Consider the following 22,636-nt stretch of genomic DNA (forward strand, 5'->3'; position numbering starts at 1 on the left):
GAGCGCCTCGGCGTGTGCGCCGACGACTGCGGTCCTGCTCGGGAGAGACTGGGCGCGATGACGGTCATGGAGCTGCTGCGGGGCGTGCGCCCCTCCGACGACGTGGACGGCGAGGGGTCGCCGGCCGCGTCGTGGCTGCCCGACTCCGCGCGTGACGTGCTCATCGGTGTCGGCACCGGGCTGCTCTCACTGCTCGTCGTCCTCGTGCCGACCGTCCTCGGCTGGATGCTCGACCCACGACCCGGAGCCACGTTCGGCGAACCTCTCGGCGCTGCCTCGTCCCTCTGGCTCCTCGTGCAGGGGGCGCACCTCGGCTCGACCGCCACCATCGCCTTCGTCCCGCTGGTGCTCGGCGCGCTGGCCGTGTGGGGTGCCTCGCGGGGCGCGGCTCGCGCCCTCGACACAGCGGCCGTCGACGACGCGCTCGTCGGCGACCTGCTGCCGCGCTCGGTCGTCTTCGTCGCCGCTCGCTGGTGGCTCGGGTATGCCGTCACCGTGGGCCTCGCCTCCGCCCTCACGTTGGCGGGGACGTTGCCGCTGCGATGGCTGAGCCTGGTCGTGCCGCTCTGCGGGGTGCCCGTCCTGGCGCTCGCGATGGCGCTGCGACGTCTGGCCCGGGATGCCGACATCCTGGGCCCGAGGTTCGACTCGTGGGTCGCTCCCGACGCGGTCCGACGGGCCTGGGGTCCTGCCGTGCGGGGCCTCGGCCTGCTGCTGGGCCTGGGGGCGCTCGTCGTCGTGGGCGCCGTGGTCGTCGCCTGGGGTTCGGTGAGCAGCCTCCAGGAGCAGGCCGGTGCCGGCTTCCTCGGGGGCGTGCTGCTGGGCGGGGTCCAGTTCGCGTCCCTGCCCAACCTCGCCCTGTGGGTGGTGTCCTTCTTCGCCGGACCCGGCTTCTCCGTCGTCGACGGCGCCCACACCTCCGTCGCCGGATCGACGAGCGGGCTGATGCCTCTCGTGCCGGTCTTCGGGGCCGTCCCCGAGCCGGGTTCCTATCCCTGGGTGCTGCGTCTGCTCGTGCTCGTGCCGGTGCTCGTCGGCGGTCACGTCGGGCGTCGGGCTCTCCAGGGCGTCGCGCGCCTGTCGTCCCTGCGGACCAAGGCGTTGGTGGCCGTCATCGCGTGCATCATGGTCGCTGCCGCCGTGGGCCTCCTCGACGGGCTCGGTGGCGGCTCGCTCGGCGCCTACCGACTCTCCGACATGGGGACGTCGGCGCCGTGGCTGGCGCTCGTCCTCGGGCTGGAGCTCGCGCTCGGCGCGCTCACCGTCGTGGCCTGGGATGCCTGGCGCCTGCGCCGCTGAGCTGTCCTCCTCCTGCTCCCCGAGCTGGCGGTCCATGAGTCGGTAGGGTGCTCCGCGTGAACGCACCCGCCGGCATCGTCGTCCTCGTCTCCGGGTCCGGCACCCTGCTCCAGGCGCTCATCGACGCCAGCCTCGACCCGGCATACGGGGTCCGGATCCTCGCCGTGGGAGCGGACCGGGACGACATCGAAGGCCTGCGGCGCGCGGAGCGGGCCGGGATCGACACCTTTGTATGCCGCGTGCGCGACTTCCCCGACCGCGTCGCCTGGGACGTGGCCCTGGCTGCCGAGATCGCCTCTCGCACACCGGACTTCGTCGTGACGGCCGGCTTCATGAAGATCCTCGGGCTGGCCACGTTGAGTGTCCGGACGATCCTCAACACCCACCCGGCCCTGCTGCCGAGCTTCCCCGGGGCGCACGCCGTGCGTGACGCGATGGCCCACGGGGTCAAGGTGACCGGGACGACCGCACACCTCGTCGACGCCGGCGTCGACACCGGACCGATCCTCGCCCAGCGTGCGGTCGTGGTGCACGACGACGACACCGAGGAGACGCTGCACGAGCGGATCAAGGTGGAGGAGCGCGAGCTGCTCGTCGACCTCGTCGGTCGCCTGGGGCGTGGCGAGCTGGGTCTGCCCGGGCGCTAGGATCGTCGGCGACGACTGGCGCAGGTGGACCACCACCGGGGAGTCACGAGGGACCAGCATCGCCCGCCTGGGTGCTCCCGCTTCTGACTGCACCCCTTTGTCCCCGCACGCCCTCGCACCGCGATTGGAGCCATCGCCATGGCCGTCTCCGTCACCCCGCCCGGACCCACGCAGGACCTGCGTCCGATCCGTCGGGCCCTCATCTCCGTCTTCGACAAGACCGGGCTCGAGGACCTCGCTCGCGGTCTGCACGAGGCCGGCGTGGCCATCGTGTCGACCGGCGGCTCCGCGAAGCTCATCGAGGGGCTCGGTATCCCGGTGACCGAGGTCGCCGACCTCACCGGCTTCCCCGAGTGCCTCGAGGGCCGCGTCAAGACGCTGCACCCGCTGGTGCACGCCGGCATCCTCGCCGACACCCGGAAGCCCGACCACGTCTCGCAGCTGGCCGAGCTCGGGGTCGAGGCGTTCGACCTCGTCGTCGTCAACCTCTACCCGTTCGCCGACACCGTCGCCTCCGGCGCACCTGCCGACGACGTGGTCGAGAACATCGACATCGGCGGGCCGTCCATGGTCCGGGCGGCTGCCAAGAACCACCCCAGCGTCGCCGTGGTCGTCGACCCGACGGCATACGCAGCTGTTCTGGAGGCCGTGCGGGGGCAGGGCTTCACGTTCGAGCAGCGCCGCAAGCTCGCCGCGACCGCCTTCGTGCACACCGCGACCTACGACGTGCACGTGGCGTCATGGATGGGCAACGCCTACACGGACTCGAGCGACGGGACCGGCTTCCCTGCGTGGGTGGGGGCGACGTGGAACCGCTCTGCGGTGCTGCGCTATGGCGAGAACCCGCACCAGAGCGCTGCCCTGTATGCGAGTGGGTTCGTGCCCGAGCCGGGGCTGGCGCAGGCGAAGCAGCTGCACGGCAAGGAGATGTCCTACAACAACTACGTCGATGCGGATGCTGCCGTCCGTGCGGCCCACGACCACGGCGACCAGCCGACCGTCGCGATCATCAAGCACGCGAACCCCTGCGGCATCGCGGTGGGCTCGGACGTGGCGGAGGCGCACGCCAAGGCTCACGCCTGCGACCCCGTGTCCGCGTTCGGGGGGATCATCGCGACCAACCGTCCGGTCACCGTCGAGATGGCCCGCACCGTGGCCGACATCTTCACCGAGGTCGTCGTGGCGCCTGCGTTCGACGCCGATGCGCTCGAGGTGCTGACCGCGAAGAAGAACATCCGGCTGCTGGAGGCTGCGGCGCCGTCGCGCGGTGGAGCCGAGATCCGGCCGATCAGTGGTGGGCTGCTCATGCAGCACCGGGACACCGTGCAGGCCGTGGTCACCGGAGACGACGGCGCCGTGACCGGTGGGGACGACGCCGTGAACTGGCGCCTCGTGTCCGGCGACCCGGCCGACGACGCGACCCTGGCCGACCTGCAGTTCGCGTGGCGCTCGGTGCGCGCCGTGAAGTCCAACGCCATCCTGCTCGCCTCCGGCGGTGCCTCGGTCGGCATCGGGATGGGTCAGGTCAACCGCGTCGACTCGTGCCACCTCGCCGTGTTGCGGGCGAACTCCGACAGCCAGGACCGGGCGCGCGGTGCAGTGGCGGCCTCGGACGCGTTCTTCCCGTTCGCCGACGGACTGCAGGTCCTGCTCGACGCCGGTGTGCGGGCCGTCGTCGCCCCGGGCGGGTCGATGCGCGACGGCGAGGTCGTCGAGGCGGCCCAGGCGGCCGGCGTGACGATGTACTTCACCGGGACCCGGCACTTCGCCCACTGAGGTGGTCTGTGCCGTCGAGATCGGGCGACACGCGGGCGACGGCTGCCGATCCCGTGCGTGTCACCCGATCTCGACGCTCACCGGTCAGTACTTGCCGACCACGGCGATGGAGGAGACTCCGCCCTGGCTCGAGGAGCAGGTCGCCCAGGTGGTCGAACCCAGGCGCACGACGGGCCCGTAGACGAGGCTGCCGTTGCTGCAGCGCACCTTGACCTGGAACTTCGGGTACCCGTCGGCGTAGGTGCAGCGCGCGAAGCCGGTGAGCCCGGCGCCGCTGGAACGCCAGACGTCGCAGGTCACCGCTGCTGAGGCCGTGCTGGCGGTCATGACCGGCACTGCGACGCACGTGGTCGTGGCGACGAGGGCGAGGGCGGCAAGAGTGGACGGACGACGGCTGAGGGTGCGAATCATGCCCGGACGATAACCCACCGGCACGACCTCCTTCCGCGGTTGCATGCGTAGTGCCACACTGGGCAGCAACCCCGGACGCTCGCGCCGGTGGGGAGGGGCAGGGGACATGTTCTGGACCATCACGGGGATCGTGCTCGTCGTCGTTCTCATCGGCGCGTGGCTCTATGACCGCAGGTTCGGCCACGACAGGGGCTACAAGCAGGCAGGAGGCGCGGACCAGGCCAACGCCGACGCTTCCGTGACCCAGCTCGGCCAGTGGAACGGCCCTCTCTGACCGAGATCGCCCACCACCTGTTGCGCAGGAGCCACCTCCGGAGGCCCATTTCGGGCTCTCAGAGGTGGCTCCTGCGCAACACGTCGAGGTTGGAGCCGGCAAGGGCGGGGTCAGCTGGCGGGGGCTCCGGGTGCGGCGTAGCCGGTCGGGTCACCTTCGCCGAGGTCGACGATCGCGGCCACGGGGCCACCACCGTCGGGGCCCTGGTGGGCTGCGGAGACCGACACGAAGACGGCCGGGTCACCGGTCACGGACGCGGTGACGCCACCGACGGTCGCCTTGATCTGGCGGTGCCAGTGGACGTCGGAGTCGTCGAGCATGGCGTTGCGGCGACCGCGGACCTGACCGTCCTGGCTCACCTCGCACTTGAGGAAGACGTTGACGAGCCGACCCTCGATGTCGCTGGTGTGCGGGCGGTCGGGGAGCTCGAGGCCGGCGTCCTTGATGGCCTCCCAGATGCCGTCGGCGTCGAGGGCGTCGCGCATGACCGAGTGGCCGATCCGATAGCGGCCGCCGACCCCACGGGTGTTGCCGACGACGACGACCTGCGCCTGGTCCAGCTCGACCCCGGAGGAGCAGGACGCCACCGCGGAGAAGAGCGAGCGGTTGTGCATGACGTCCTCGTCGGTCGGCATCTCGATCTCGCCGAGCGCGACGGCGATGCCGAGGCCGGTCGTGCCGTTGGAGAGGTCCATCGACTCGTGGGTGTGCTCGGTCCACACCTTCTGGCCGCGCGACTTCGCGTCGCGGATGGTGTGGATCGTGAGCAGCGGCGTCTTGGTCTGCACGTAGTGCACGTCGGCGGGGTCAGTGATGCCGGCGCGCTCCATGGCGACCTTCACGGCGTCGGCGACCTTGGTCACCATGCCGACGTAGCCGATCTCCTCGGGCAGGATCGCCTCGCTCATCGCAAACCCGACCGTGAGGCGCGGCTCATCCGACTGCTCGGCCTTCTCGGCCGGGACGGTCGCGAAGATCGTGGCGTGCGGGCTGATGATGCCGTCGGTCCCGCCCGACCAGACGATGGGGACCTGCTTGACCTGGTCGGCGGGTGCCCCCTTCTCGACGAGCACCTCACGGAACGCCCGGTCGGCGATGATGCGGGTGTAGTCGTTGACCCCACCGTTGCCCTCGGTCTTGCCGATGATGGCGATGACGCGGCTGGCCTCCATCACCCCGTCGTCGATGAGCTTGGCGAGCTCGGAGGCGTCGGAGACGCTGTGGAGAGGGACCTTGCGGACCTCGATGGCTTCTGGCACGACTGGACCTTTCTGTGGAGGAGTCACTCTTCGGGGCTGGTGTCGATGATGGTGCCGAACTCGCGCTCGACGGCATCGGTGATGTGGGCGAGCGAGGTGATGATGCTGCGGCCCCCGGACTCGGCGAAGCGCATGGCGGCGTCCACCTTGGGTCCCATCGACCCGGAGGTGAACTGGCCCGCGGCGGCATACGCCTGCATCTGGGCAAGCGAGGTGAACTCGAGCGGGCGCTCGTCAGGGGTGCCGTAGTCGACCATCGCGTGGTCGACGTCGGTGGCGATGATGAGGATGTCGCAGGCGAGGGCGTGGGCAAGCAGGGCGGCCGTGAGGTCCTTGTCGATGACTGCTTCGACCCCCCGCAGTGAGCCGTCGGCCTCACGCACGACGGGGATGCCGCCGCCCCCGGCCGCGATGACGACCTGGCCGGCGTCGACGAGGGCGCGGATCGCGGGCAGGTCGAGGACCTCGCGCGGCTCGGGGGAGGCGACGACCCGGCGCCAGCCCTTGTCGCCACGGTCCTCCCAGCGCTGACCGTGGTCGATCATCTGTCGCGCCTCGTCAGCGGGCAGGTAGCGACCGATCGGCTTGGTGGGCTCGCGGAAGTGTGGGTCGTCGGCGTCGACGAGGGTCCGGGTCACCAGGGCCGCCACCGGCCGGACCACCCCGAGACGGGCCAGCGCCGGCTCGAGCGCGTCGAGCATCGTGAACCCGATGGTCCCTTGGGTCTGCGCGCCGCACCAGTCCAGCGGAACCGGCGGCACGACAGCCGCGGCGACCTCGTTCTTGACGAGGAGGTTGCCCACCTGGGGGCCGTTGCCGTGGGTGAGGACGACGTCGTGGCCGGCGGCGACGAGCTCGGCGACGTGCTCCATCGCCTCGGTGATGGCGCGCACCTGGTCGCCCGGCGCCGCCGATCCCTCTGGCGAGGTCATGGCGTTGCCGCCGAGTGCCACGAGAACTCGCACGTGCCTCACCTTCCGGGACCGGACGGCATACCCCGTCGGTATGCCGCTGCGGCGAGCCTAGGGAGGGGGCTCGCCTCCGGCGTTGGCATCACCTGACAGGCGGGAGCGCCCCGTTTGTCAGGTGTGGGTCAGGTGCGGGTTGCGGTGAGCAGGAGGTACTCCCAGTCGAGGACGGTGCCGTCCGTGCCACGGTCGAAGCGCTCCGCCAGCGCGAGCAGGTCGGCGTCGAGGGCTGCGACGCGGTCGGGGTCGTCGGCGATGAACCGGTAGACCGCGATCGTCGGGCCGTAGTTCGTCTTGAAGAAGTCGACGAAGTGCTGTGGCGTGGGGAACTGGTCGACGACGAGGTCCTGCTGGACTGCCTTCGTGATCGTGACCCGGTCGCCGAACAGCTCCTGGAGGTGGTCGACATGACCCCAGAGCGGGGGCGGCTGAGCACCGGGAGGGGGCGGCGGCGCGTAGGGCTTCATCGTCGCGAACATCTGCCCGATGAAGCCTTCGGGCGTCCAGCTGAGGAGGGCGATCGTGCCGCCGGGACGGCAGACCCGGACGAGCTGGTCGGCGACCGGCTGGTGGTGCGGCGCGAACATCACACCGACGCAGGAGAGGACGGTGTCGAACTCGCCATCGTCGCAGGGCAGGTTCTCGGCGTCGGCGACGACCCACTTGATGGTGAGCCCCTCGGCCTCGGCCAGGCGTCGACCCTCGTCGAGGAGCTCGGGCGTGAGGTCGGTCGCGACGACGTCGGCGCCGGTGCGCGCGGCCGGGATGGCGACGTTGCCGGAGCCGGCCGCGACGTCATGGATGCGCTGTCCTGCACCGACTTCCGCTGCCGCGACGAGGACGGGTCCGAGCGAGGCGATGATCTCGGAGGCGACGGCCGGGTAGTTGCCGAGCGCCCACATGGCGCGGTGCTTCGCCTTGAGAGCGGCGTCGTCGGTGGCCGGTGTGGCTCCGGGTGGGGCGGTGGTGCTCATGGCAGGGCCTTCCGTCGGGAGGTGGTTGGTGCCCTCAACCTAGGAACGCGGCGGCGCGCGGCGCATCGGTGCGTGCACGCAACGGTGACGGGCCGCGAGAGGGGAGCTGGCGGCATACGCGTAGCCGTTCGAGCCGGTCAGCGGGGGGTGAGCAGACGTGCGACCGCGGCCGTGCGGGCCGACTTCCCGTGCAGGTCGAGCTTGGCGTAGACGTTGCTGAGGTGACGCTCGACGGTGCGGACGCTCAGCACGAGGTCGGCCGCGATCTCCTCGTTGTCGAGTCCACGGGCGGCGAGGCCGAGGATCTCGCGCTCGCGGACGGACAGGGCAACGAGGTCGGTGGCGGCTTGCGGCTGTTCAGTGACGGGTTCGTCGAGGAAGGCCCGCAGCTTCTCGGGTGAACGTGTCCCAGGCAGGTTCGTCCTCGAGGACGATGTGGTTCTCGCTCTCGAGGGCCACGAGCCGGGCTCCGGCGATGTGACTCGCGAGGTAGCGGGCCTCGGAGAAGTCGTTGAGCCGGTCGCCCCGTGAGTGCAGGACGAGCGTGGGGACCGTGAGCTGGCCGAGCAGGTGTGAGGCGTCGGTGGCCAGTCGCTGGCGGCGCGAGGTCCGGGCCGTGTCGGCGGACGTGGCGTTGCGTTGCAGCTCATCGAGCCAGACGTGCTGCTCCTCGGTCGCCCCGGGGATCATCATCGAGGTGAAGACCCGGCGGAAGGCCGAGTCCGGACGGGCCCACCCGACCTTGATGAGGGCGTCGAGGGTGTCGTCCATCTCCTGCTCGTCCGGGTCCTTCGACTGCTGGCCCGAGTAGCTGCCGTAGAAGGCGAGGCGCGAAACCCGCTGCGGGTGGCGGGCGGCATACGCGATGGCGATCGGGCCACCCTGCGCCATGGCCAAGAGGTCGAAGCGGGCGAGGCCGACGTCGTCGACGACGGCTTCGAGGTCGGCAAGGCGCACCGCCGGACCGTGGTCCTCGACCCCGCGGTCGGAGAGTCCGTGGCCGCGCTCGTCGAAACGGATGACGGTGTGGGAGCGACCCCACTCCACGAGGTAGTGGCGCCACACGGGGGAGACCCAGTCGTACTGGAGGTGGCTCAACCAGCAGGAGTCGACGACGAGGGGCGGGCCTGAGCCGTGGATGGCATAGGCGATCTGCACCCCGTCGCTGGAGCGACAGAAGCGGACTTCCTGCCGGGGGACCGGCGGGTCAGAGGCCACGTTCCATCGTAGGACCGCTGCCGCGCCCGAGCCGGCGGTATCGCGTGTGCCGGTCGATGAGGCGCTGGGTGGGTTCGACCTCCGACAGCTCGGCCAGCTCGTGCCGGATGGCCAGTCCCATCCGCTGACAGAAGGCCTCGGGCTCCTGGGAGGCATCGGGGTGCTCGGCCACGATGCGGTCGATGATGCCGTCCTCGAGGAGGTCGACGGAGCGCACTCGCTGTGTCGTGGCGAGCTCGGGCGCGCGGTCAGGTGTGCGGTGGAGGATCGCCGAGGCACCCTCCGGCGGCAGGGGGGACAGCCACGAGTGCTGCGCGCTGATGACGCGGTCGGCGGGCATGAGAGCGAGTGCGCCGCCGCCGGTGCCCTGACCGAGCAGGACGCAGACGGTGGGGACCTCGAGGACGACGAGCTCGGCGAGGCACCGGGCGATCTCGCCGGCCATGCCGCCCTCCTCGGCCTCCTTGGAGAGCGCGGCGCCGGCCGTGTCGATGATGCTCACGAGAGGGAGGTCGAGCTCGGTGGCGAGCTTCATCCCACGGCGGGCCACGCGCAGGCCCGACGGCCCGAGGGGCGCCTGCGTCTGCTCGCCCCGACGGTCCTGGCCCAGGACGACGCAGGGGGTGCCCTTGAAGCGGGCGAGCGCGAGGAAGAGCGACCGGTCCCACTCGCCGGCGCCGGTGCCGAAGAGTGGCAGCACGTCGGTGGCTCCGAGCTTGAGCAGCGCGCGCACTCCGGGACGAGAAGGCCTGCGGGACAACAGGATGGAGTCCCATGCGGGGATATCCGGTAGCGGCTCGCGCGGGACCTCGGGCGCCGGCGTCGTGTCGTGCGGTGCGAGGACGAGGTCGAGGAAGCGGGCTGCCGTGGCGGTGAGCAGCTCGACGGGGAGGACGGCGTCGAGGAGGCCGTGGGCGAAGAGGTTCTCGGCCGTTTGGACGTCCTCCGGGAACGGCTGGCCGTAGAGGGCCTCGTAGACGCGGGCCCCGAGGAAGCCGATCGTCGCGCCGGGCTCACCCACGGTGACGTGACCGAGCGATCCCCACGACGCGAAGACACCGCCGGTCGTGGGATGGCGGAGATAGGTGATGTAGGGCAGGTGCTCACGCTTGTATGCCGCGACGGCCGCCGAGATCTTGACCATCGTCACGAAGGCGGGCGTGCCCTCCTGCATGCGGGTGCCGCCCGAGGCCGGCGCGGCGAAGAGAGGAAGGCGCTCGCGGGTGGCCCGCTCGAAGGCGAGGACGATGCGCTCCGCGGCAGCGACGCCGATGCTGCCCGCGAGGAACCTGAACTCCCCGGCGATGACCGCGACCCGGTGACCGCCGATGCGCCCCTCGCCGGTGACGATCGACTCGTCGGTGCCGGCCTTCTCGGCAGCGGCGGTGAGCTCGGCGGCATACGGGCTGTCGGGTTCGGCGACCGCGATGGGGGCCTCGTCCCAGGACTGCCAGGCGCCGTCGTCGAGGACGGCGGCGATGAGCTCACTCGAGGTGGGGCGTGAGGGCCGGGCGCTCACGCCCTGTCCTCCTCGGCGAGCCAGGCCCGCACGCTGTCGTTGTGCTGGCCGAGGGTCGGCGGAGCAAGGTGGGTCTCGCGGCCGCCCGCGAAGGCGTTGTCGTCGAAGCGGATCGGTGGCCCGGGGATCTCGATGGAGCCGAGCACCGGGTGGTCGACGTCGAGGACGAGCCCCTGCGAGCGGGTCTGGTCCCAGTCGTAGACGCGGTCGATCGTGCGCACCTCCCCGGAGGGGATGCCAAGCTCGGCGAGGCGGGGGAGGAGGTCGTCGAGCCGCCAGGTGGCGAAGGCCGAGTTGAGCGTCGAGCGGACGAGGTCCGGGTGGGCGACGCGCTCACGGTTCGTGCCCAGTCCTGGCTGCTGCGGGTCGATGTCGAAACCCTCGGCGAGCTTGACCCAGAGGGACTCGGATCCGCACGCGACCTGCACATCACCGTCCTCGCAGTGGAAGAGGCCATAGGGCGAGAGCGCCGGGTGGTGGTTGCCCTGCGCGTGGCCGACCTGTCCGGCCACGGTGTATGCCGTGCCCTGGAAGGCGTGCGCACCCACCACCGCTGCGAGCAGGCTCGTGCGGACGACCCGACCCTTGCCGGTCGTGTTGCGCTCGTGGAGGGCGGAGACGACGCCATAGGCGCCGTACATGCCGGCGAGGAGGTCGCCGATGGGGACGCCGATGCGGGTGGGCTCATCGGGGCTGGGGCCCGTGACCGACATGAGCCCAGCCTCACCCTGGGCGATCTGGTCGTAGCCGGCGCGTCCACCCTGCGGTCCGTCGTGGCCGAACCCGCTGATCGCCAGGACGACGAGGCGGGGGTTGAGCAGGTGCAGCCGCTCGACGGTGAAGCCGAGGCGGTCGAGGACGCCGGGGCGGAAGTTCTCGATGAGGACGTCCGAGCGCTGGACGAGCCTGGTGAGGACGTCGCGGCCGTCGTCGGACTTGAGGTCGAGGGTGATCGACTCCTTGTTGCGGTTGGCTGCGAGGAAGTAGGTCGAGATCGGGTCGTCCTCCGGGCCCACGAAGGGAGGTCCCCACCCGCGGGTGTCGTCGCCGGTGCCGGGGGTCTCGACCTTGATGACGCGAGCGCCCATGTCCCCCAACATCATCGCGGCGTGCGGCCCGGCGAGGGCGCGCGAGAGGTCGACGACGGTGATGTCCTGCAGGGGTCCGGTCATGGGATCGAGCCTAGGGAGCCGGACGGGTCAGAGGATCGGTGAGGTGATGGCAAGACGGACGTCACACGGTGTCACCTTCTGCCAAAGGCTCAGGCGCGGGTGGTGCGGACCAGGCCGACGAGGACCGACGTTGCCCCGGCGAGGACGAGCAGTGCTGCCACGAGCCCCAGGACGTCGATCTGCGCGAGACCGACGACCCAGGTCGACAGGGCGAGCGTCACGAGGGTCGTGGGGTAGAGCAGGATCGAGCGGAGCTTGTCGCCCGAACCCCAGGCGTCCGTGAAGGAGGTCAGCACGACGAGGAGGACCCAGGGGATCGCGAACGTTGTGCCCAAGAAGAACCATTCGACCCAATGTGGCGCCATGGCTCCCGAACCCACCCCTCTCAGAAGGCTGAGGAGGGTCAGCAGCACCAGACTGAGTCCGTTGATGACGTTCGCGATGTGGGCGGGCCAAGGGTTGGGCCGGGACGGCAAGGGTGGAGCCGACGCGGGAGCCGGCCGGCCGGCATACGCCTCATCGGCGACTGAGTGAGGTGATCCCAGCTCGGCCAGCACGGCACGCACCTCCTCGTCGGAGGCGCCCGGCGTCAGAGAGGCATCGAGGTGCTCGCGCACCCCACCGAGGACCTCGGCCCGCTCGCCGGGCTCGACCCCGTGGAGCAGCATCTCGAGGTCGCGCAGATAGGCAAGGACGAGCGGGTGGCTGAGTGCTGACGTCATGACGTGCCCCCTTGGATGGCGGTGTCGACCGCGTCCCGGAACGGTTTCCAGGTGCGGGTGAAGGCGTCGAGGGCCGCGCGCCCTTCGGCGGTGAGCGAGTAGTAGCGGCGGGGTGGCCCCTCGACCGACTCCTGCCACTGGGTGTCGACGAGCCCGGCCTTGCGCAGACGGGCGAGCAGCGGATAGAGCGTGCCCTCGCCCGACATGAGGATCCCGTCGGCGGTGAGGCGTCGGGCGATGTCGAGGCCGTAGAGCTGCTGCTCCCGAAGCATCGCGAGGACGCAGTACTCCAGGGCACCACGACGCAGGTGCGTCAGGATGGCGTCGTCGCTGGGTACCATGCGACACAAGATAGCGCACGCAGCGGCGGCAGCGGGCCGTCAGCCCTCAGCTCAGGACGTCGCGCCAGGTCCGGGGTTCGCGCGCAAGGAGCCCGCGCAGGGCACTGGGGTCGCCGACGAGCCCAGCGCGGTCGTAGCTGCGGAACATCGCAGCGAGATCGGCGCGAGCCTGTTCCGGCAGCCTCGCGCCGGGACCGACCAGCCAGTCGTCCAGCGGGATGGCGGCCGCCTCTACGGGGTGCCCGAGGATGTCGGTGGCGACCGTCGCCATCTCTCGCACGGACAGCCGCTCAGGGCCGGCGAGGTCATGGGTGGCGCCGGCGTGACCGTCGTCGGTCAGCACCCGGGCCGCGACCTCGGCGACGTCATCGAGGTCGACGTTGGTGAAGGGTGCGTCCAGCGAGTGGGGCACCTCGATGCGTCCTGCGAGCGCCGCCTGGCCCAGGTTCTGCAGGTAGGCCGCCGGGCGCAGGATCGTGGCCGACCCCACACGCGTCCGGATCACCTGCTCCGCCTCGGCCTTGCGGAGGTGGTGCGGCATCGACGCGTCGTCGGGGTGGAGGACGGAGTGGAAGACGAACCGCGAAACCCCCTCTGCCACAGCCGCATCAGCCACCCGGCGTGCCATCCCCACCTCATCGGGGTGCACGTTGGGGGCGAGGTGGTAGACGGCGGACACCCCCGCCATGGCCGCGGCCAGACCCTCGCCGGTCTCGAGGTCGAGCGGGACCGCCCGGACGTTCGCACCGGCATACGGCGAGGAGAAGGACCCGGGACGGACGGCTGCCCGCACGGCGACGCCGCGGTCGACGAGAGCCCGCGTGATGGCGCGGCCGGTCTTCCCGGCCGCGCCGAGGACGAGGACCTCGCTCACATCCAGTCGTACTCGCTGGCAGTGGCGCCCGCGGCGAGCTGGGCATAGCCGGGGCCGCGGTCGAAGAAGGGCTCGTCGTCCCGCTCCTCACGCAGACGGGCGCGCAGCTCCTCGCTCGCCTCGACGTCGACGCTCACGTCGTCCTTGCCGCCGGAGGCCACGACGCCGTATGCCGTCCGCGCACCTTCCAGGGACACCTTGCCCCAGACCAGGTCGCGTTCGACCTCGTCGAGGGGACGTTCGAGCGGGTCGCCCCAGCCGCCACCACCCGTGGTGCGGATGCGGACCACCTGACCGGCCTTGATCGGCTCGGCGTCGGCGAGGGCGTCGACCTCTCGCTCGTCGGGACCGCCGGGGTCGATGACGACACTGAACGGCATACCCGCCTTGCCGCCCTTGACTCCCCAGCAGGCGAGGATCGAGCGGTCGGCGATCGACATGAAGTGTCCGTCGCGGAGCATCCGGATGTGCTTCTCGTAGCCCAGGCCGCCCCGATAGCGGCCGGCGCCACCGGAGTCCACCGCGAGCCCGAGACGCTCGACGATGAACGGGAAGCGGGACTCGGTGAACTCGGTCGGCAGGTTGCGGGAGTCGGGGACGACATGGATGGTGTCCTCACCGTCGGCGTAGTAGCGCCCGCCCGAGCCGCCGCCGAGGACCTCGCGCATGAGGTAGTCGTTGCCGTCGCGGTCCTTGCCGTAAACGCCGGTGTAGCGGATCGTCTCCTGGTCCGCCGGCATCTGGCCGTCGACCGCCTTGGCGACGACACCGGCGAGAACGCCGAGCAGCCGGAGGATGACGAAGGTGCGGGCGTTGGTCGGCGCCGGGTAGATGGGGGTGAGGAGGGTGCCCTTCTCGGGGAAGCGCATCTCGATGAGCGGCACGATGCCCTCGTTGACGTCGAGCTCGGCCATCCGCTCGGGGGTGTCGGCGAGGTTGCGCAGGATCGGGGCGAGCCACTTCTTGAGGAAGTTGCCGCCCACGTAGTCGCCGCAGTGGTTGATCGGTCCCTTGGCCTGGGGCGCCGTGCCGCTGAAGTCGACGATGAGGCGCGCGCCGCCCTTGAAGTTGGTCTCCGGGTCGGCCGGTGCGTCGTCGACCTTGGTGAGGGTGATCCGCTGGGTGTGCAGCCGTGGCTCGTCGACACCGTCGTGCTCGGCGTAGTCCTCCCAGACGTAGGTCCCCTCGGGGATCTTGCTGAGGATCTCGCGACGGTAGGTCTCGGTCGTGCTGTCGAGGATGGCGTCGAAGGCCGTCTCGATGTCGTCGCGGCCGTAGCGCGCGAAGAGGTCGGAGAGGCGCCGGGCGCCCATGAGGCAGGCCGAGCACTCGGCGTCGAGGTCGGCAGCGAGGCTGTCGGGCATGCGTGAGTTGCGGGTCATGATCCGCAGGGCCGCCTTGTTGGGAACGCCCCTGTCCCACAGCTTGATCGGGGGAACCGAGAGACCCTCCTCGTGGACGCTCGTCGCGTTGCTCGGCATCGAGCCGGGCACGGCGCCGCCGATGTCGTCGTGGTGACCGAAGGCCTGGACGAACGCGACCACGGCCCCGTCATGGAAGACCGGGACGGTGACGCAGAGGTCGGGCAGGTGGCCGATGCCACCCTCGGACTCGTAGACGTCGTTGTGGAAGAAGACGTCGCCCTCGGCCATCTCCTCGAGAGGGAAGTCGCGGACGATCGGGTGGACGAGTGCGCTGTAGGAGCGGCCGGTGAGCTTGCGCAGCTGGCGGTCGTGGATGCCCGCCCGGAAGTCGTGCGCGTCGCGGATCATGGGGCTCCGGCTGGTCCGCGCGATCGCGGTCTCGACCTCCATCTCGACGCTGGCCAGGGTGCCCTGGACGATCTCGACGAGGATGGGGTCGACGGTGCTCCCGGGTGCGGTGAGGCGCTTCCCGTGCTCGTATGCCGTGGGCAGTCCAGCCGTGTTCATCGCACGTCCTCCGTTGCTGCGGTCCTGGTGATGACGAGGTTGCCGAAGGAGTCGACCCTGACGACGAAGCCGGGGTGGACCGGGACGGTCGAGCCGAACTCCTCGATGATCGCCGGACCCGCGACCGAGTCACCCGCCATCAGGTCGGGGCGCCACCAGACGCCGGTCTCGACATAGCCGTCGTCCGCGTCGAAGCACACCTGGCGTGTTGATCGGCGCGCCCGGTCCTCGACCGAGCCGTCGGATCCGCCCTCGGCGGAGGCGATCTCGCGCAGCTCGGGTCGGGTGATGGGGCCGACGCCGGTCACCCGAAGGTTGACCCACTCGACCTGCTGGGTGGGGTCGCCACGGAAGTCGTAGCCGTAGAGCTGGCGGTGCTCGTCGTGGAACGCCTCGGCGACCTTCGCGGCATACGCATCGTCGACGTCCGCGTCAGCGGGCGCCACGACGCGCACCTCGTAGGCCTGGCCGAAGTAGCGCAGGTCGACGGTGCGGGTGAACTGGTGCTCAGCCGAGGCGAACCCCTCCTTGGCGAGGGCTGCGGCAGCACGCTCGGTGAGCGACACGAACGTCTTCTCGATCGCGGCATGGTCGAGCGCGGCCTGCTTGGCGACCTGCGTCTGCACGTAGTCGTTCTTGACGTCGACGGTGAGCAACCCGAAGGCGCTGACGTTGCCGGGGTTGGGTGGGACAACGACGCCGGCGAGGTCGAGGATGTCGACGAGGAGGCAGGCGAGGAGCGACCCGGACCCGCCGAAGGTCGTGAGCATGAAGTCGCGCACGTCGAGGCCGCGCTTGACCGACACCTGCCGGAGGGCGTTGGCCTGGTTCCACGCCGAGATCTCGAGGATGCCTGTGGCACAGCGCTCGTAGTCGAGGCCGAGCTGCTCGGCGAGGGCCTCGATGCCGGTCCGGGCGGCCTCGACGTCGAGCGGGATCTCGCCACCGAGCAGGTGCGGGGGGATGCGTCCGAGGGTGACGTGGGCGTCGGTGATCGTGGGGCTTGTCCCGCCCTTGCCGTAGCAGAGCGGACCTGGGTCGGCACCCGCCGAGTGAGGCCCCACCTTGAGCGCCCCCTCCGGTGAGACCCAGGCGATGGAGCCGCCGCCGGCGCCGACGGTCACGACGTCGATCATCGGGATCTTGCTCGGGTAGGCGCCGACGGTGCCCTCGGTCGTCAGCGTGGGCTCCCCGTCGAGGACGACGGACACGTCGGTCGAGGTGCCACCGCCGTCACAGGTGAGGATCTTGTCGAAGCCGGCCTTCTGGGCGATGAGCGCCGCTCCGAGGGCGCCGGCCGCCGGGCCGGACATCGTCGTGGTGATCGGCTGGTGCACGACCTCGTCGGCCGAGAGGACACCGCCGTTGGACTTCATGATGTAGAACGGGATCTCCCGTCCCGAGCCACCGGTGAAGCCCTCGAGGCGGCTGTGGATGTTGGTGACGTAGCGGCTGACGTTGGGCTTGACCGCGGCGTCGACGAGCGTCGTCATGGACCGCTCGTACTCGCGGTACTCGCGCAGCACCTCGCTGGAGATCGAGACGATCGCCTCGGGGTGCTCGGTGCGCAGGATCTCGCGCATGCGCAGCTCGTGGTCGTCGGCGGCATACGAGTGCAGGAAGCAGACCCCGATCGTCGTGATCCCGCGCTCCCTGAACCAGCGGGCAGCGGCGGTCGCGCCCTCCTCGTCGAAGGGGCGGATCTCGTTGCCCTCGAAGTCCATCCGCCCGCCGACCGTCCGCACGTGGTCGGCGGCGACGATGCGCGGCGGCTTCACCCAGAAGTAGGAGTTGCCGTAGCCGTCGGGCACGGCCTGGCGGGCGATCTCGAGCATGAACTCGTAGCCCTCGGTCGTGATGAACCCCAGCTGCTCGACCTTGCCCTCGAGGAAGCTTGTTGGTCGCCACCGTCGTCCCGTGGCACACGGCGGTGATGTCGTCGCCGCTCGCGTCCATCAGGCCGAGGACCTTCTCGATGCCGGTGATGAAGCCGTCCGCCGGGTTGCTCGGGGTGCTCGGCGTCTTCGTCGTGACGAGCTCACCCGAGTCCTCGTCGAACGCCACGACGTCCGTGAACGTTCCGCCGGTGTCGATGCCGATCCTGATGCGTCGCTGAGCCATGTCAGAGATTCAAGCGGGGTATGCCGTCCGGTCTCGTTGGCAATCTGTGCCAACGGATCGCCGTGGTCGGCCCACAACCCGCCAACCCCGGCGCGGCTAGGCGCTGGCGGCGAAGTGGCGCCTCAGGGTCCGGGCCCACGGCGCGCGGGGCAGCTCGGGGTGGAGCAGGGCCACTCCCACGCAGTACTTGCTCACCGAGACCGGGTGCACGCCGATCCGCCTGAACACGTCAAGGGCCGGGTCACGCTCGGACTCGGTCTTGACCTCGACCAGCAGCCGGTCGCCCAGGCCGCGCACGGTGCCGCTGCGCGAGGTGCACAGCAGGTCGGTGTCGATGGTGACGCGCACCGGGCGGTCGGCGCCGGTCAGGGTCACGCGGCGGTATGCCGTGGACGCGGCGGACGTGAGGTCGTCGGGGACCGCGATGCCCTGCTCGGCGAGGACGTCGTCCAGGTGGGCCCGGGCCTTCGGCGTGAGCGTGGAGGCGAGCTCGCCCGGGTGCGGGATCCGCAGCTTCCTCGTCCCGCCGCGGGCGCCTTCGAGCTTGACCTCGAACATGCACAATGAGGAGTCCACATAGGTCCGGGTCCTCGCCTTGAAGCGTCGGCGTCGACCCTGCACGTGGTCGCGGTACGTCTGCCACCCGGGGGAGTCGAAGTACGTGGAGTCGTAGGAGAACTGTCGTCGTCCGTCAATATCGAGCACGTCGACCTGGTCGCCGACATGGTCGAGGAATCGGTCGAGCACAGCAGGCAGGACGATGAACTTCGTGTCGACCCGCTCCTGCAGCGAGGCTCGCTCCTCGAGCTCGGCCAAACCGATCGGGCGCAGCTGACCGACCGCGCGGAGGGCGGACTCCGAGGACCGGGTGCTCATGACCGCGCCGCCGCGAGTGCACCAGCGCGACCGGCTTTGCTCTCACTCCCGGTCGCGGTCCCGGTCCTAGAGTCGGAGTCGGAGTCGGAGTGGGGGTCGGAGCCGGAGTGGGAGTCGGAGTCGGTCGGGGTGGGCCGGTCGACCTCGACGACGAGCACCATGACGTCGCGGACGTAGTCGACCTCCTCGACCGTGACCTCGCGCAGCTCGGTCCGCAGCCGTGCCGTGAGGTCGGCCCGCAGGGCGACCGGGTCCTCGTGGATGACGTCGAGGACGATGCGGCGCGTCTGCGTCGCGCCGGCCGAGATCGCCTTGGCTCCCCGGTCGAGGAGGGCGAGCGTCCCGACGAGGAGCAGGTTGATGGTGATGGCCAGGGGCAGGTGGGCAGCGCCGAGGGAGTTCACGAGGCCGAGGACGAGCGCCACGAAGTAGTAGGCGACTTCCGTCTGCGAGATCGCCGTCGAGCGCAGCCGGATGATCGACAGGATGCCGAACAGGCCCATCCCGAGAGCCAGCCCGGACTGGGAACCGGCGAGGAGGGCCACGGCTCCGAAGACACCGAGGTTGAGCACGATGTAGGACAGCGCGAGGTCGGCCTTGGCGTGCCGAGGCCGGTAGATGGCGAAGACCAGGGTCAGGATGACGACGAGGTCGAGGGCCAGGCCGATGAGGATGGTGCCCGTGTTCACGGTTGCTCCTTCGTTGGTGGGTGACGATCTGTCGAACAGCCTGCGGCGCACTGATGAGCCGCAGATGACGAGCAGATGAGAGGGCTCTCATGGCGGATGAGAGGACTCTCATCGCGATCCCCTCGAGACGGGCCGGGTTCGCTGTGACCATGGAGGCATGACCGGAAGAAGAATGCTCGTCGGAGCCTGGGCGCTCTGCGCCGCTGCTGCGCTCATCGCCGTCGTGCTCGTCTCCGGCGCGGGCCAGCGCCTGCCCGACCTGGGGTCCTCGCTCGACCTGGACGGCAACGGGGCACCGCCCAGGGGCGGCGTCCCGACGCCCCTGACGACCCTGAGCCCCACGCCGACACCCACGCCGACAGCGACCCGGACGCCGGTCGCCACGCCGACGACGGTTGCCACGCCGACGCCGGTTGCCACGCCGACGCCCGTCCCGAAGCGGACGCCGGCCCCCGTGGCGTCCGCCCGCCCGCGGGACCAGTCGGCGCCCCCGGCCACTCGCAGCGTGAGGGTGCAGCCCCGCCCACCCGTCAGGGTGCCGGCGCCGCCTCCTGTGGCCGACGACGATGACGGGGATGATGATGATGGGGCCGACGACTCCGACGACGGAGCGGAGGAGCCCGACGATGACGACTGAGGCCCCCGGCCGGGGTCTGCCGGCGCTGCGCCTGCGCGACCCCTCGATGCGACGGCGCATCGTCGGCTCGGTCGCTCTGCTGTCCCTGCTGGGCCTGCTCGGCGCCGGAGCCGTGGGGCTCTTCGTCGAGCGGCAGCGCATCGAGGCCCGGGTCGAGAGGCTGCTCGCGCAGGAGGTCGCGGAGTTCAGGGAGCTCGCCCGCGGCGGCATCGACCCCGAGACCGGTCGTCCGTTCACGACGGCCGACCGCCTCATCGAGGTGTCCATGCTGCGCAACGTCCCCGACGAGCACGAGATCCACCTCGGGTTCCTCCCCGACGTCACCCTCACCCCCGTCGACGGCACCGGAACCCTGCAACGGGACGCGCAGTTCCGGGAGGCCGTGACCGGTCATACCGAGCCGGCCTTCGGAGAGTTCGAGTCCGAGAGCACGGGCACGGTGACGTATGCCGTGCTGCCGTTCACCATGGAGGGCCGGACGAGCCACTACGTCGCGGCCTACTTCATCGACCGTGAGATGGCCGAGCTCGGTGACACGATCCGCTCGTATGCCGTCGCTGCCGCGGTCGCGTGGACCGCGCTCGTGCTCGCCGCCTGGGGCCTCGCCGGCCGCATCCTGCGACCGGTCCACGAGCTGCGCGACACCGCAGCACGGATCAGCGACTCGGACCTGTCGAGCCGGATCCAGGTCCGGGGCGATGACGAGCTCTCTGCGCTCGGCCGGACGTTCAACGGGATGCTCGACCGGCTCCAGGACGCCCTGGGCGCCCAGCGCCGGATGCTCGACGACGTGGGGCACGAGCTCCGCACCCCGATCACGGTCATCCGGGGACACCTCGAGCTCATGGACTCGTCGGACCCCGACGAGGTCGCGGGCACCCGGGCGCTCGCGCTGGAGGAGCTCGACCGCATGGGCGGGTTCGTCGAGGACATGCTCATGCTCGCCAAGGCCCGCCGTCCGGACTTCCTCACCCCCGAGCCCACCGATGTCGGGGACCTCGTGCGGCGCACGGTCGAGAAGGCCGAGGGCCTGGCTCCCCGCAGCTGGCAGGTCGAGGCCGCACCGTCGGTCGTCGCGGTTCTCGACCCGCAGCGGATGATCCAGGCACTGCTGCAGCTCGCGAGCAACGCCGTGGCCGTGACCCGCGACGGCGACGTCATCACCATGGGGTGGGGAAGGAGTGCGCAGGGCGTGCAGCTGTGGGTTCGCGACACCGGTCCCGGCGTCCCGCCCGCAGACCGGCTCCGCATCTTCGACCGGTGGGAGTCCGGTGGCCCCGACCCGGCGAGCAGTGAGGGCACGGGACTCGGGCTCGCCATCGTCACCGCCATCGCCACGGCCCACCGGGGGACGGCATGGGTCACGTCGGCGACCTCCGCCGGTGGGGCGAAGTTCATCATCGAGCTGCCCCTGGGTGACCTCGCCGAGGACGAGGACGAGGACGACGGGCCCGGCCACGACGCAGTGACGACGGCACGCGAGGGTGAGCGGGCGGCATACGACTCCGTCGGGTCCCTCTTCGACGGCGCCCGGGGCGGTGCGCGATGAGCCGCATCCTCGTCGCCGAGGACGAACCACGCATCGCGTCGTTCATCGCCAAGGGCCTGGCCGCCAGCGGCCTGGCGTCCGAGGTCGCCGAGGACGGCGCCAGTGCGCTGGCCCTCGCCGTGCACGGGAGCTACGACCTGCTCGTCCTCGACATCGGCCTCCCGGGGATGGACGGGTTCGAGGTCCTCGCCAGGTTGCGGAAGCTCGGGAAGCGCCATGCCGGTCATCATCCTCACCGCCCGTGACTCCGCCAGCGACACGATCGCCGGGCTGGAGGGTGGCGCGGACGACTACATGCCCAAGCCCTTCTCGTTCGGCGAGCTCCTTGCGCGGATCCGGCTCCGGCTGCGGGCGGCCACTCCCACGCCTGACTCCGGGACGAGCGAGATCACCGCGGGTGGCATCAGCCTCGACCTGCGCTCTCGTCAGGTGAGAGTTCAGGGGAAGGTCACGGATCTCAGCTCACGTGAGTTCGTGCTGCTCGAGACGTTCCTGCGGCACCCCGGGCACGTGCTCAGCCGCGAGCAGCTGCTCAGCCACGTGTGGGGCTACGACTTCGACCCTGGCTCCAACGTCGTCGATGTCTACGTCCGCTACCTGCGGCGCAAGATCGGTGCCGAGGCGATCGAGACGGTGCGCGGCATGGGTTATCGGCTTCGCGCCTGACCAGAGGCGGCACCGGACAGCGCGCGAGGGGAGTGCAGGGGATCCCGCGCGTGCTGCCCGTGCCGCCAGGGCACCCGTACCGCCCGACTCGACGGCGGGCGGGGCCTCAGTGACGCGTCAGAGACGGCGGCACTGGTCCTCCTTGCTGCCCTGGACGATGTTGCCGCTGCCGACCGGTGCGGGCACGTTCTCCTTGCACTGGAGGTTGCCGCCGACCCGGTTCGTGTAGATCGTCTTCGTGCCGGTGGTGTTCGTGAAGGCCTGGATGTCACCGGTGACGATGTTGCGTCGCAGGTCGAGAGCGCCGCCCTGCTTGAGCTGGATGCTGCCGCCGACCCGCGAGTCGAGCACTCGGACGAGCCGGTGCCCCTCGGACTGGACGTTGCCGTTGACCCGCACCCGAGTCGCCGTCAGGGTGGCGCCACGCTCGACCTTGAGCGTGCCCTTGAGCGAGGTGCCGGTGAGGGTGCAGGTCGCTCCCGCGGGGACGCGCACGTTGTCGAGGGCGACCGCCCCGAGGGAGCCGCGGCAGGTGCGCTCCTCGGCGGAGGCTCCGGGGGCGAAGGCGACGGTGCCGCCCAGGGCGATGGCGGTGCCGAGAATCGTGGTGGTGAAGCGCTTCATGACGTCCTCCGATGTGTGGCACCGGGGCTGGTCCCCGGCGTTGACACCCACGCTCGGCCTGCTCCGTGACACGAGGATGAGGCCGATGT

At 70.8% G+C, this 22,636-nt stretch carries 22 protein-coding genes, 2 pseudogenes and 1 riboswitch; of the genes and pseudogenes, 7 read left to right on the plus strand and 17 right to left on the minus strand.

Annotated elements, in window-relative coordinates; all coding sequences use genetic code 11:
• The first annotated feature begins 57 nt into the window (after positions 1-57).
• From ACZZ98_RS12880 to purH, 3 genes are all read left to right on the plus strand, one after another.
• The gene (locus tag ACZZ98_RS12880; RefSeq protein ID WP_463516610.1) at positions 58-1,299 is read left to right on the plus strand and encodes a cell division protein PerM; all 1,242 of its coding nucleotides are present in this window, start codon (positions 58-60) and stop codon (positions 1,297-1,299) included.
• A gap of 47 nt (positions 1,300-1,346) precedes the next feature.
• Complete coding sequence (gene purN / locus ACZZ98_RS12885) at positions 1,347-1,946, plus strand: phosphoribosylglycinamide formyltransferase (protein WP_463516611.1); 600 nt, start codon at positions 1,347-1,349, stop codon at positions 1,944-1,946.
• A 1-nt stretch (position 1,947) separates the two neighbouring features.
• A riboswitch (ZMP/ZTP riboswitch) is annotated at positions 1,948-2,026 on the plus strand.
• A 58-nt stretch (positions 2,027-2,084) separates the two neighbouring features.
• Positions 2,085-3,722 carry a bifunctional phosphoribosylaminoimidazolecarboxamide formyltransferase/IMP cyclohydrolase gene (purH, locus tag ACZZ98_RS12890; protein ID WP_463516612.1) on the plus strand — a complete coding sequence of 546 codons (1,638 nt, stop codon included), beginning with the start codon at positions 2,085-2,087 and terminating at the stop codon, positions 3,720-3,722.
• 84 nt (positions 3,723-3,806) lie between these two features.
• Here the strand turns inward: purH and ACZZ98_RS12895 are convergent, their stop codons facing one another.
• Positions 3,807-4,133, minus strand: a complete 327-nt coding sequence (locus tag ACZZ98_RS12895; RefSeq protein WP_463516613.1) for a hypothetical protein — start codon at positions 4,131-4,133, stop codon at positions 3,807-3,809.
• Between the two features lie 106 nt (positions 4,134-4,239).
• Here ACZZ98_RS12895 and ACZZ98_RS12900 point away from each other — a divergent pair, with 106 nt between their 5' ends.
• The gene (locus tag ACZZ98_RS12900) at positions 4,240-4,407 is read left to right on the plus strand and encodes a hypothetical protein (RefSeq protein WP_463516614.1); all 168 of its coding nucleotides are present in this window, start codon (positions 4,240-4,242) and stop codon (positions 4,405-4,407) included.
• A 110-nt stretch (positions 4,408-4,517) separates the two neighbouring features.
• On the opposite strand, the gene bar is transcribed toward ACZZ98_RS12900, so the two are convergent.
• From bar to ACZZ98_RS12975, 15 genes and pseudogenes are all read right to left on the minus strand, one after another.
• Positions 4,518-5,666 (minus strand): barbiturase, encoded by a 1,149-nt coding sequence (gene bar, locus ACZZ98_RS12905; RefSeq protein WP_463516615.1) that lies wholly within the window; start codon positions 5,664-5,666, stop codon positions 4,518-4,520.
• Positions 5,667-5,689: 23 nt separating this feature from the next.
• Entirely contained in the window at positions 5,690-6,631 is a 942-nt protein-coding gene (locus tag ACZZ98_RS12910) for a carbamate kinase (RefSeq protein WP_463516616.1), read from the minus strand.
• Positions 6,632-6,759: 128 nt separating this feature from the next.
• Complete coding sequence (locus ACZZ98_RS12915; RefSeq protein WP_463516617.1) at positions 6,760-7,608, minus strand: class I SAM-dependent methyltransferase; 849 nt, start codon at positions 7,606-7,608, stop codon at positions 6,760-6,762.
• 137 nt (positions 7,609-7,745) lie between these two features.
• Positions 7,746-8,024, minus strand: coding sequence for a helix-turn-helix domain-containing protein (locus ACZZ98_RS12920; protein ID WP_463517780.1), 279 nt, complete (start codon positions 8,022-8,024; stop codon positions 7,746-7,748).
• Positions 7,966-8,826 (minus strand): alpha/beta fold hydrolase, encoded by an 861-nt coding sequence (locus ACZZ98_RS12925; RefSeq protein WP_463516618.1) that lies wholly within the window; start codon positions 8,824-8,826, stop codon positions 7,966-7,968. Before ACZZ98_RS12925 ends, ACZZ98_RS12920 begins: the two co-directional genes overlap by 59 nt.
• A complete protein-coding gene (locus tag ACZZ98_RS12930; RefSeq protein ID WP_463516619.1) occupies positions 8,816-10,345 on the minus strand; it encodes a carboxyl transferase domain-containing protein in 1,530 nt (509 codons plus the stop codon). Before ACZZ98_RS12930 ends, ACZZ98_RS12925 begins: the two co-directional genes overlap by 11 nt.
• The gene (locus ACZZ98_RS12935) at positions 10,342-11,517 is read right to left on the minus strand and encodes a CaiB/BaiF CoA transferase family protein (RefSeq protein ID WP_463516620.1); all 1,176 of its coding nucleotides are present in this window, start codon (positions 11,515-11,517) and stop codon (positions 10,342-10,344) included. Before ACZZ98_RS12935 ends, ACZZ98_RS12930 begins: the two co-directional genes overlap by 4 nt.
• Before the next feature lie 89 nt (positions 11,518-11,606).
• Positions 11,607-12,239, minus strand: coding sequence for an HAAS signaling domain-containing protein (locus ACZZ98_RS12940; RefSeq protein WP_463516621.1), 633 nt, complete (start codon positions 12,237-12,239; stop codon positions 11,607-11,609).
• The gene (locus ACZZ98_RS12945) at positions 12,236-12,580 is read right to left on the minus strand and encodes a PadR family transcriptional regulator (protein ID WP_463516622.1); all 345 of its coding nucleotides are present in this window, start codon (positions 12,578-12,580) and stop codon (positions 12,236-12,238) included. The genes ACZZ98_RS12940 and ACZZ98_RS12945 overlap by 4 nt, the downstream gene beginning before the upstream one ends.
• Positions 12,581-12,626: 46 nt before the next feature.
• Positions 12,627-13,454, minus strand: a complete 828-nt coding sequence (locus ACZZ98_RS12950; RefSeq protein WP_463516623.1) for an NmrA family NAD(P)-binding protein — start codon at positions 13,452-13,454, stop codon at positions 12,627-12,629.
• Positions 13,451-15,385: a hydantoinase B/oxoprolinase family protein gene (locus ACZZ98_RS12955; RefSeq protein ID WP_463516624.1), complete on the minus strand. Its 1,935-nt coding sequence runs from the start codon at positions 15,383-15,385 to the stop codon at positions 13,451-13,453. Before ACZZ98_RS12955 ends, ACZZ98_RS12950 begins: the two co-directional genes overlap by 4 nt.
• Complete coding sequence (locus ACZZ98_RS12960) at positions 15,382-17,220, minus strand: hydantoinase/oxoprolinase family protein (protein ID WP_463516625.1); 1,839 nt, start codon at positions 17,218-17,220, stop codon at positions 15,382-15,384. The genes ACZZ98_RS12955 and ACZZ98_RS12960 overlap by 4 nt, the downstream gene beginning before the upstream one ends.
• Positions 17,221-17,284: 64 nt before the next feature.
• Positions 17,285-17,506, minus strand: a pseudogene (locus ACZZ98_RS12965) (hydantoinase/oxoprolinase N-terminal domain-containing protein); the annotation flags it as partial.
• Between the two features lie 96 nt (positions 17,507-17,602).
• On the minus strand, positions 17,603-18,382 hold the full coding sequence (locus ACZZ98_RS12970) for a polyphosphate polymerase domain-containing protein (RefSeq protein WP_463516626.1): 780 nt from the start codon (positions 18,380-18,382) through the stop codon (positions 17,603-17,605).
• On the minus strand, positions 18,379-19,071 hold the full coding sequence (locus tag ACZZ98_RS12975) for a DUF4956 domain-containing protein (RefSeq protein WP_463516627.1): 693 nt from the start codon (positions 19,069-19,071) through the stop codon (positions 18,379-18,381). The genes ACZZ98_RS12970 and ACZZ98_RS12975 overlap by 4 nt, the downstream gene beginning before the upstream one ends.
• Positions 19,072-19,228: 157 nt before the next feature.
• Between ACZZ98_RS12975 and ACZZ98_RS12980 the strand changes: the two genes are divergently transcribed.
• The 3 genes and pseudogenes from ACZZ98_RS12980 (at position 19,229) to ACZZ98_RS12990 (ending at position 21,923) form a co-directional block, all read left to right on the plus strand.
• On the plus strand, positions 19,229-19,708 hold the full coding sequence (locus ACZZ98_RS12980; protein ID WP_463516628.1) for a hypothetical protein: 480 nt from the start codon (positions 19,229-19,231) through the stop codon (positions 19,706-19,708).
• On the plus strand, positions 19,698-21,257 hold the full coding sequence (locus tag ACZZ98_RS12985; RefSeq protein WP_463516629.1) for a sensor histidine kinase: 1,560 nt from the start codon (positions 19,698-19,700) through the stop codon (positions 21,255-21,257). Before ACZZ98_RS12980 ends, ACZZ98_RS12985 begins: the two co-directional genes overlap by 11 nt.
• Positions 21,254-21,923: pseudogene (locus ACZZ98_RS12990) on the plus strand (response regulator transcription factor). Before ACZZ98_RS12985 ends, ACZZ98_RS12990 begins: the two are co-directional and overlap by 4 nt.
• 117 nt (positions 21,924-22,040) lie before the next feature.
• Here the strand turns inward: ACZZ98_RS12990 and ACZZ98_RS12995 are convergent.
• Positions 22,041-22,547: a hypothetical protein gene (locus ACZZ98_RS12995; RefSeq protein WP_463516630.1), complete on the minus strand. Its 507-nt coding sequence runs from the start codon at positions 22,545-22,547 to the stop codon at positions 22,041-22,043.
• Positions 22,548-22,636 lie beyond the last annotated feature (89 nt).

The organism is Knoellia sp. AC549, assembly GCF_979258975.1.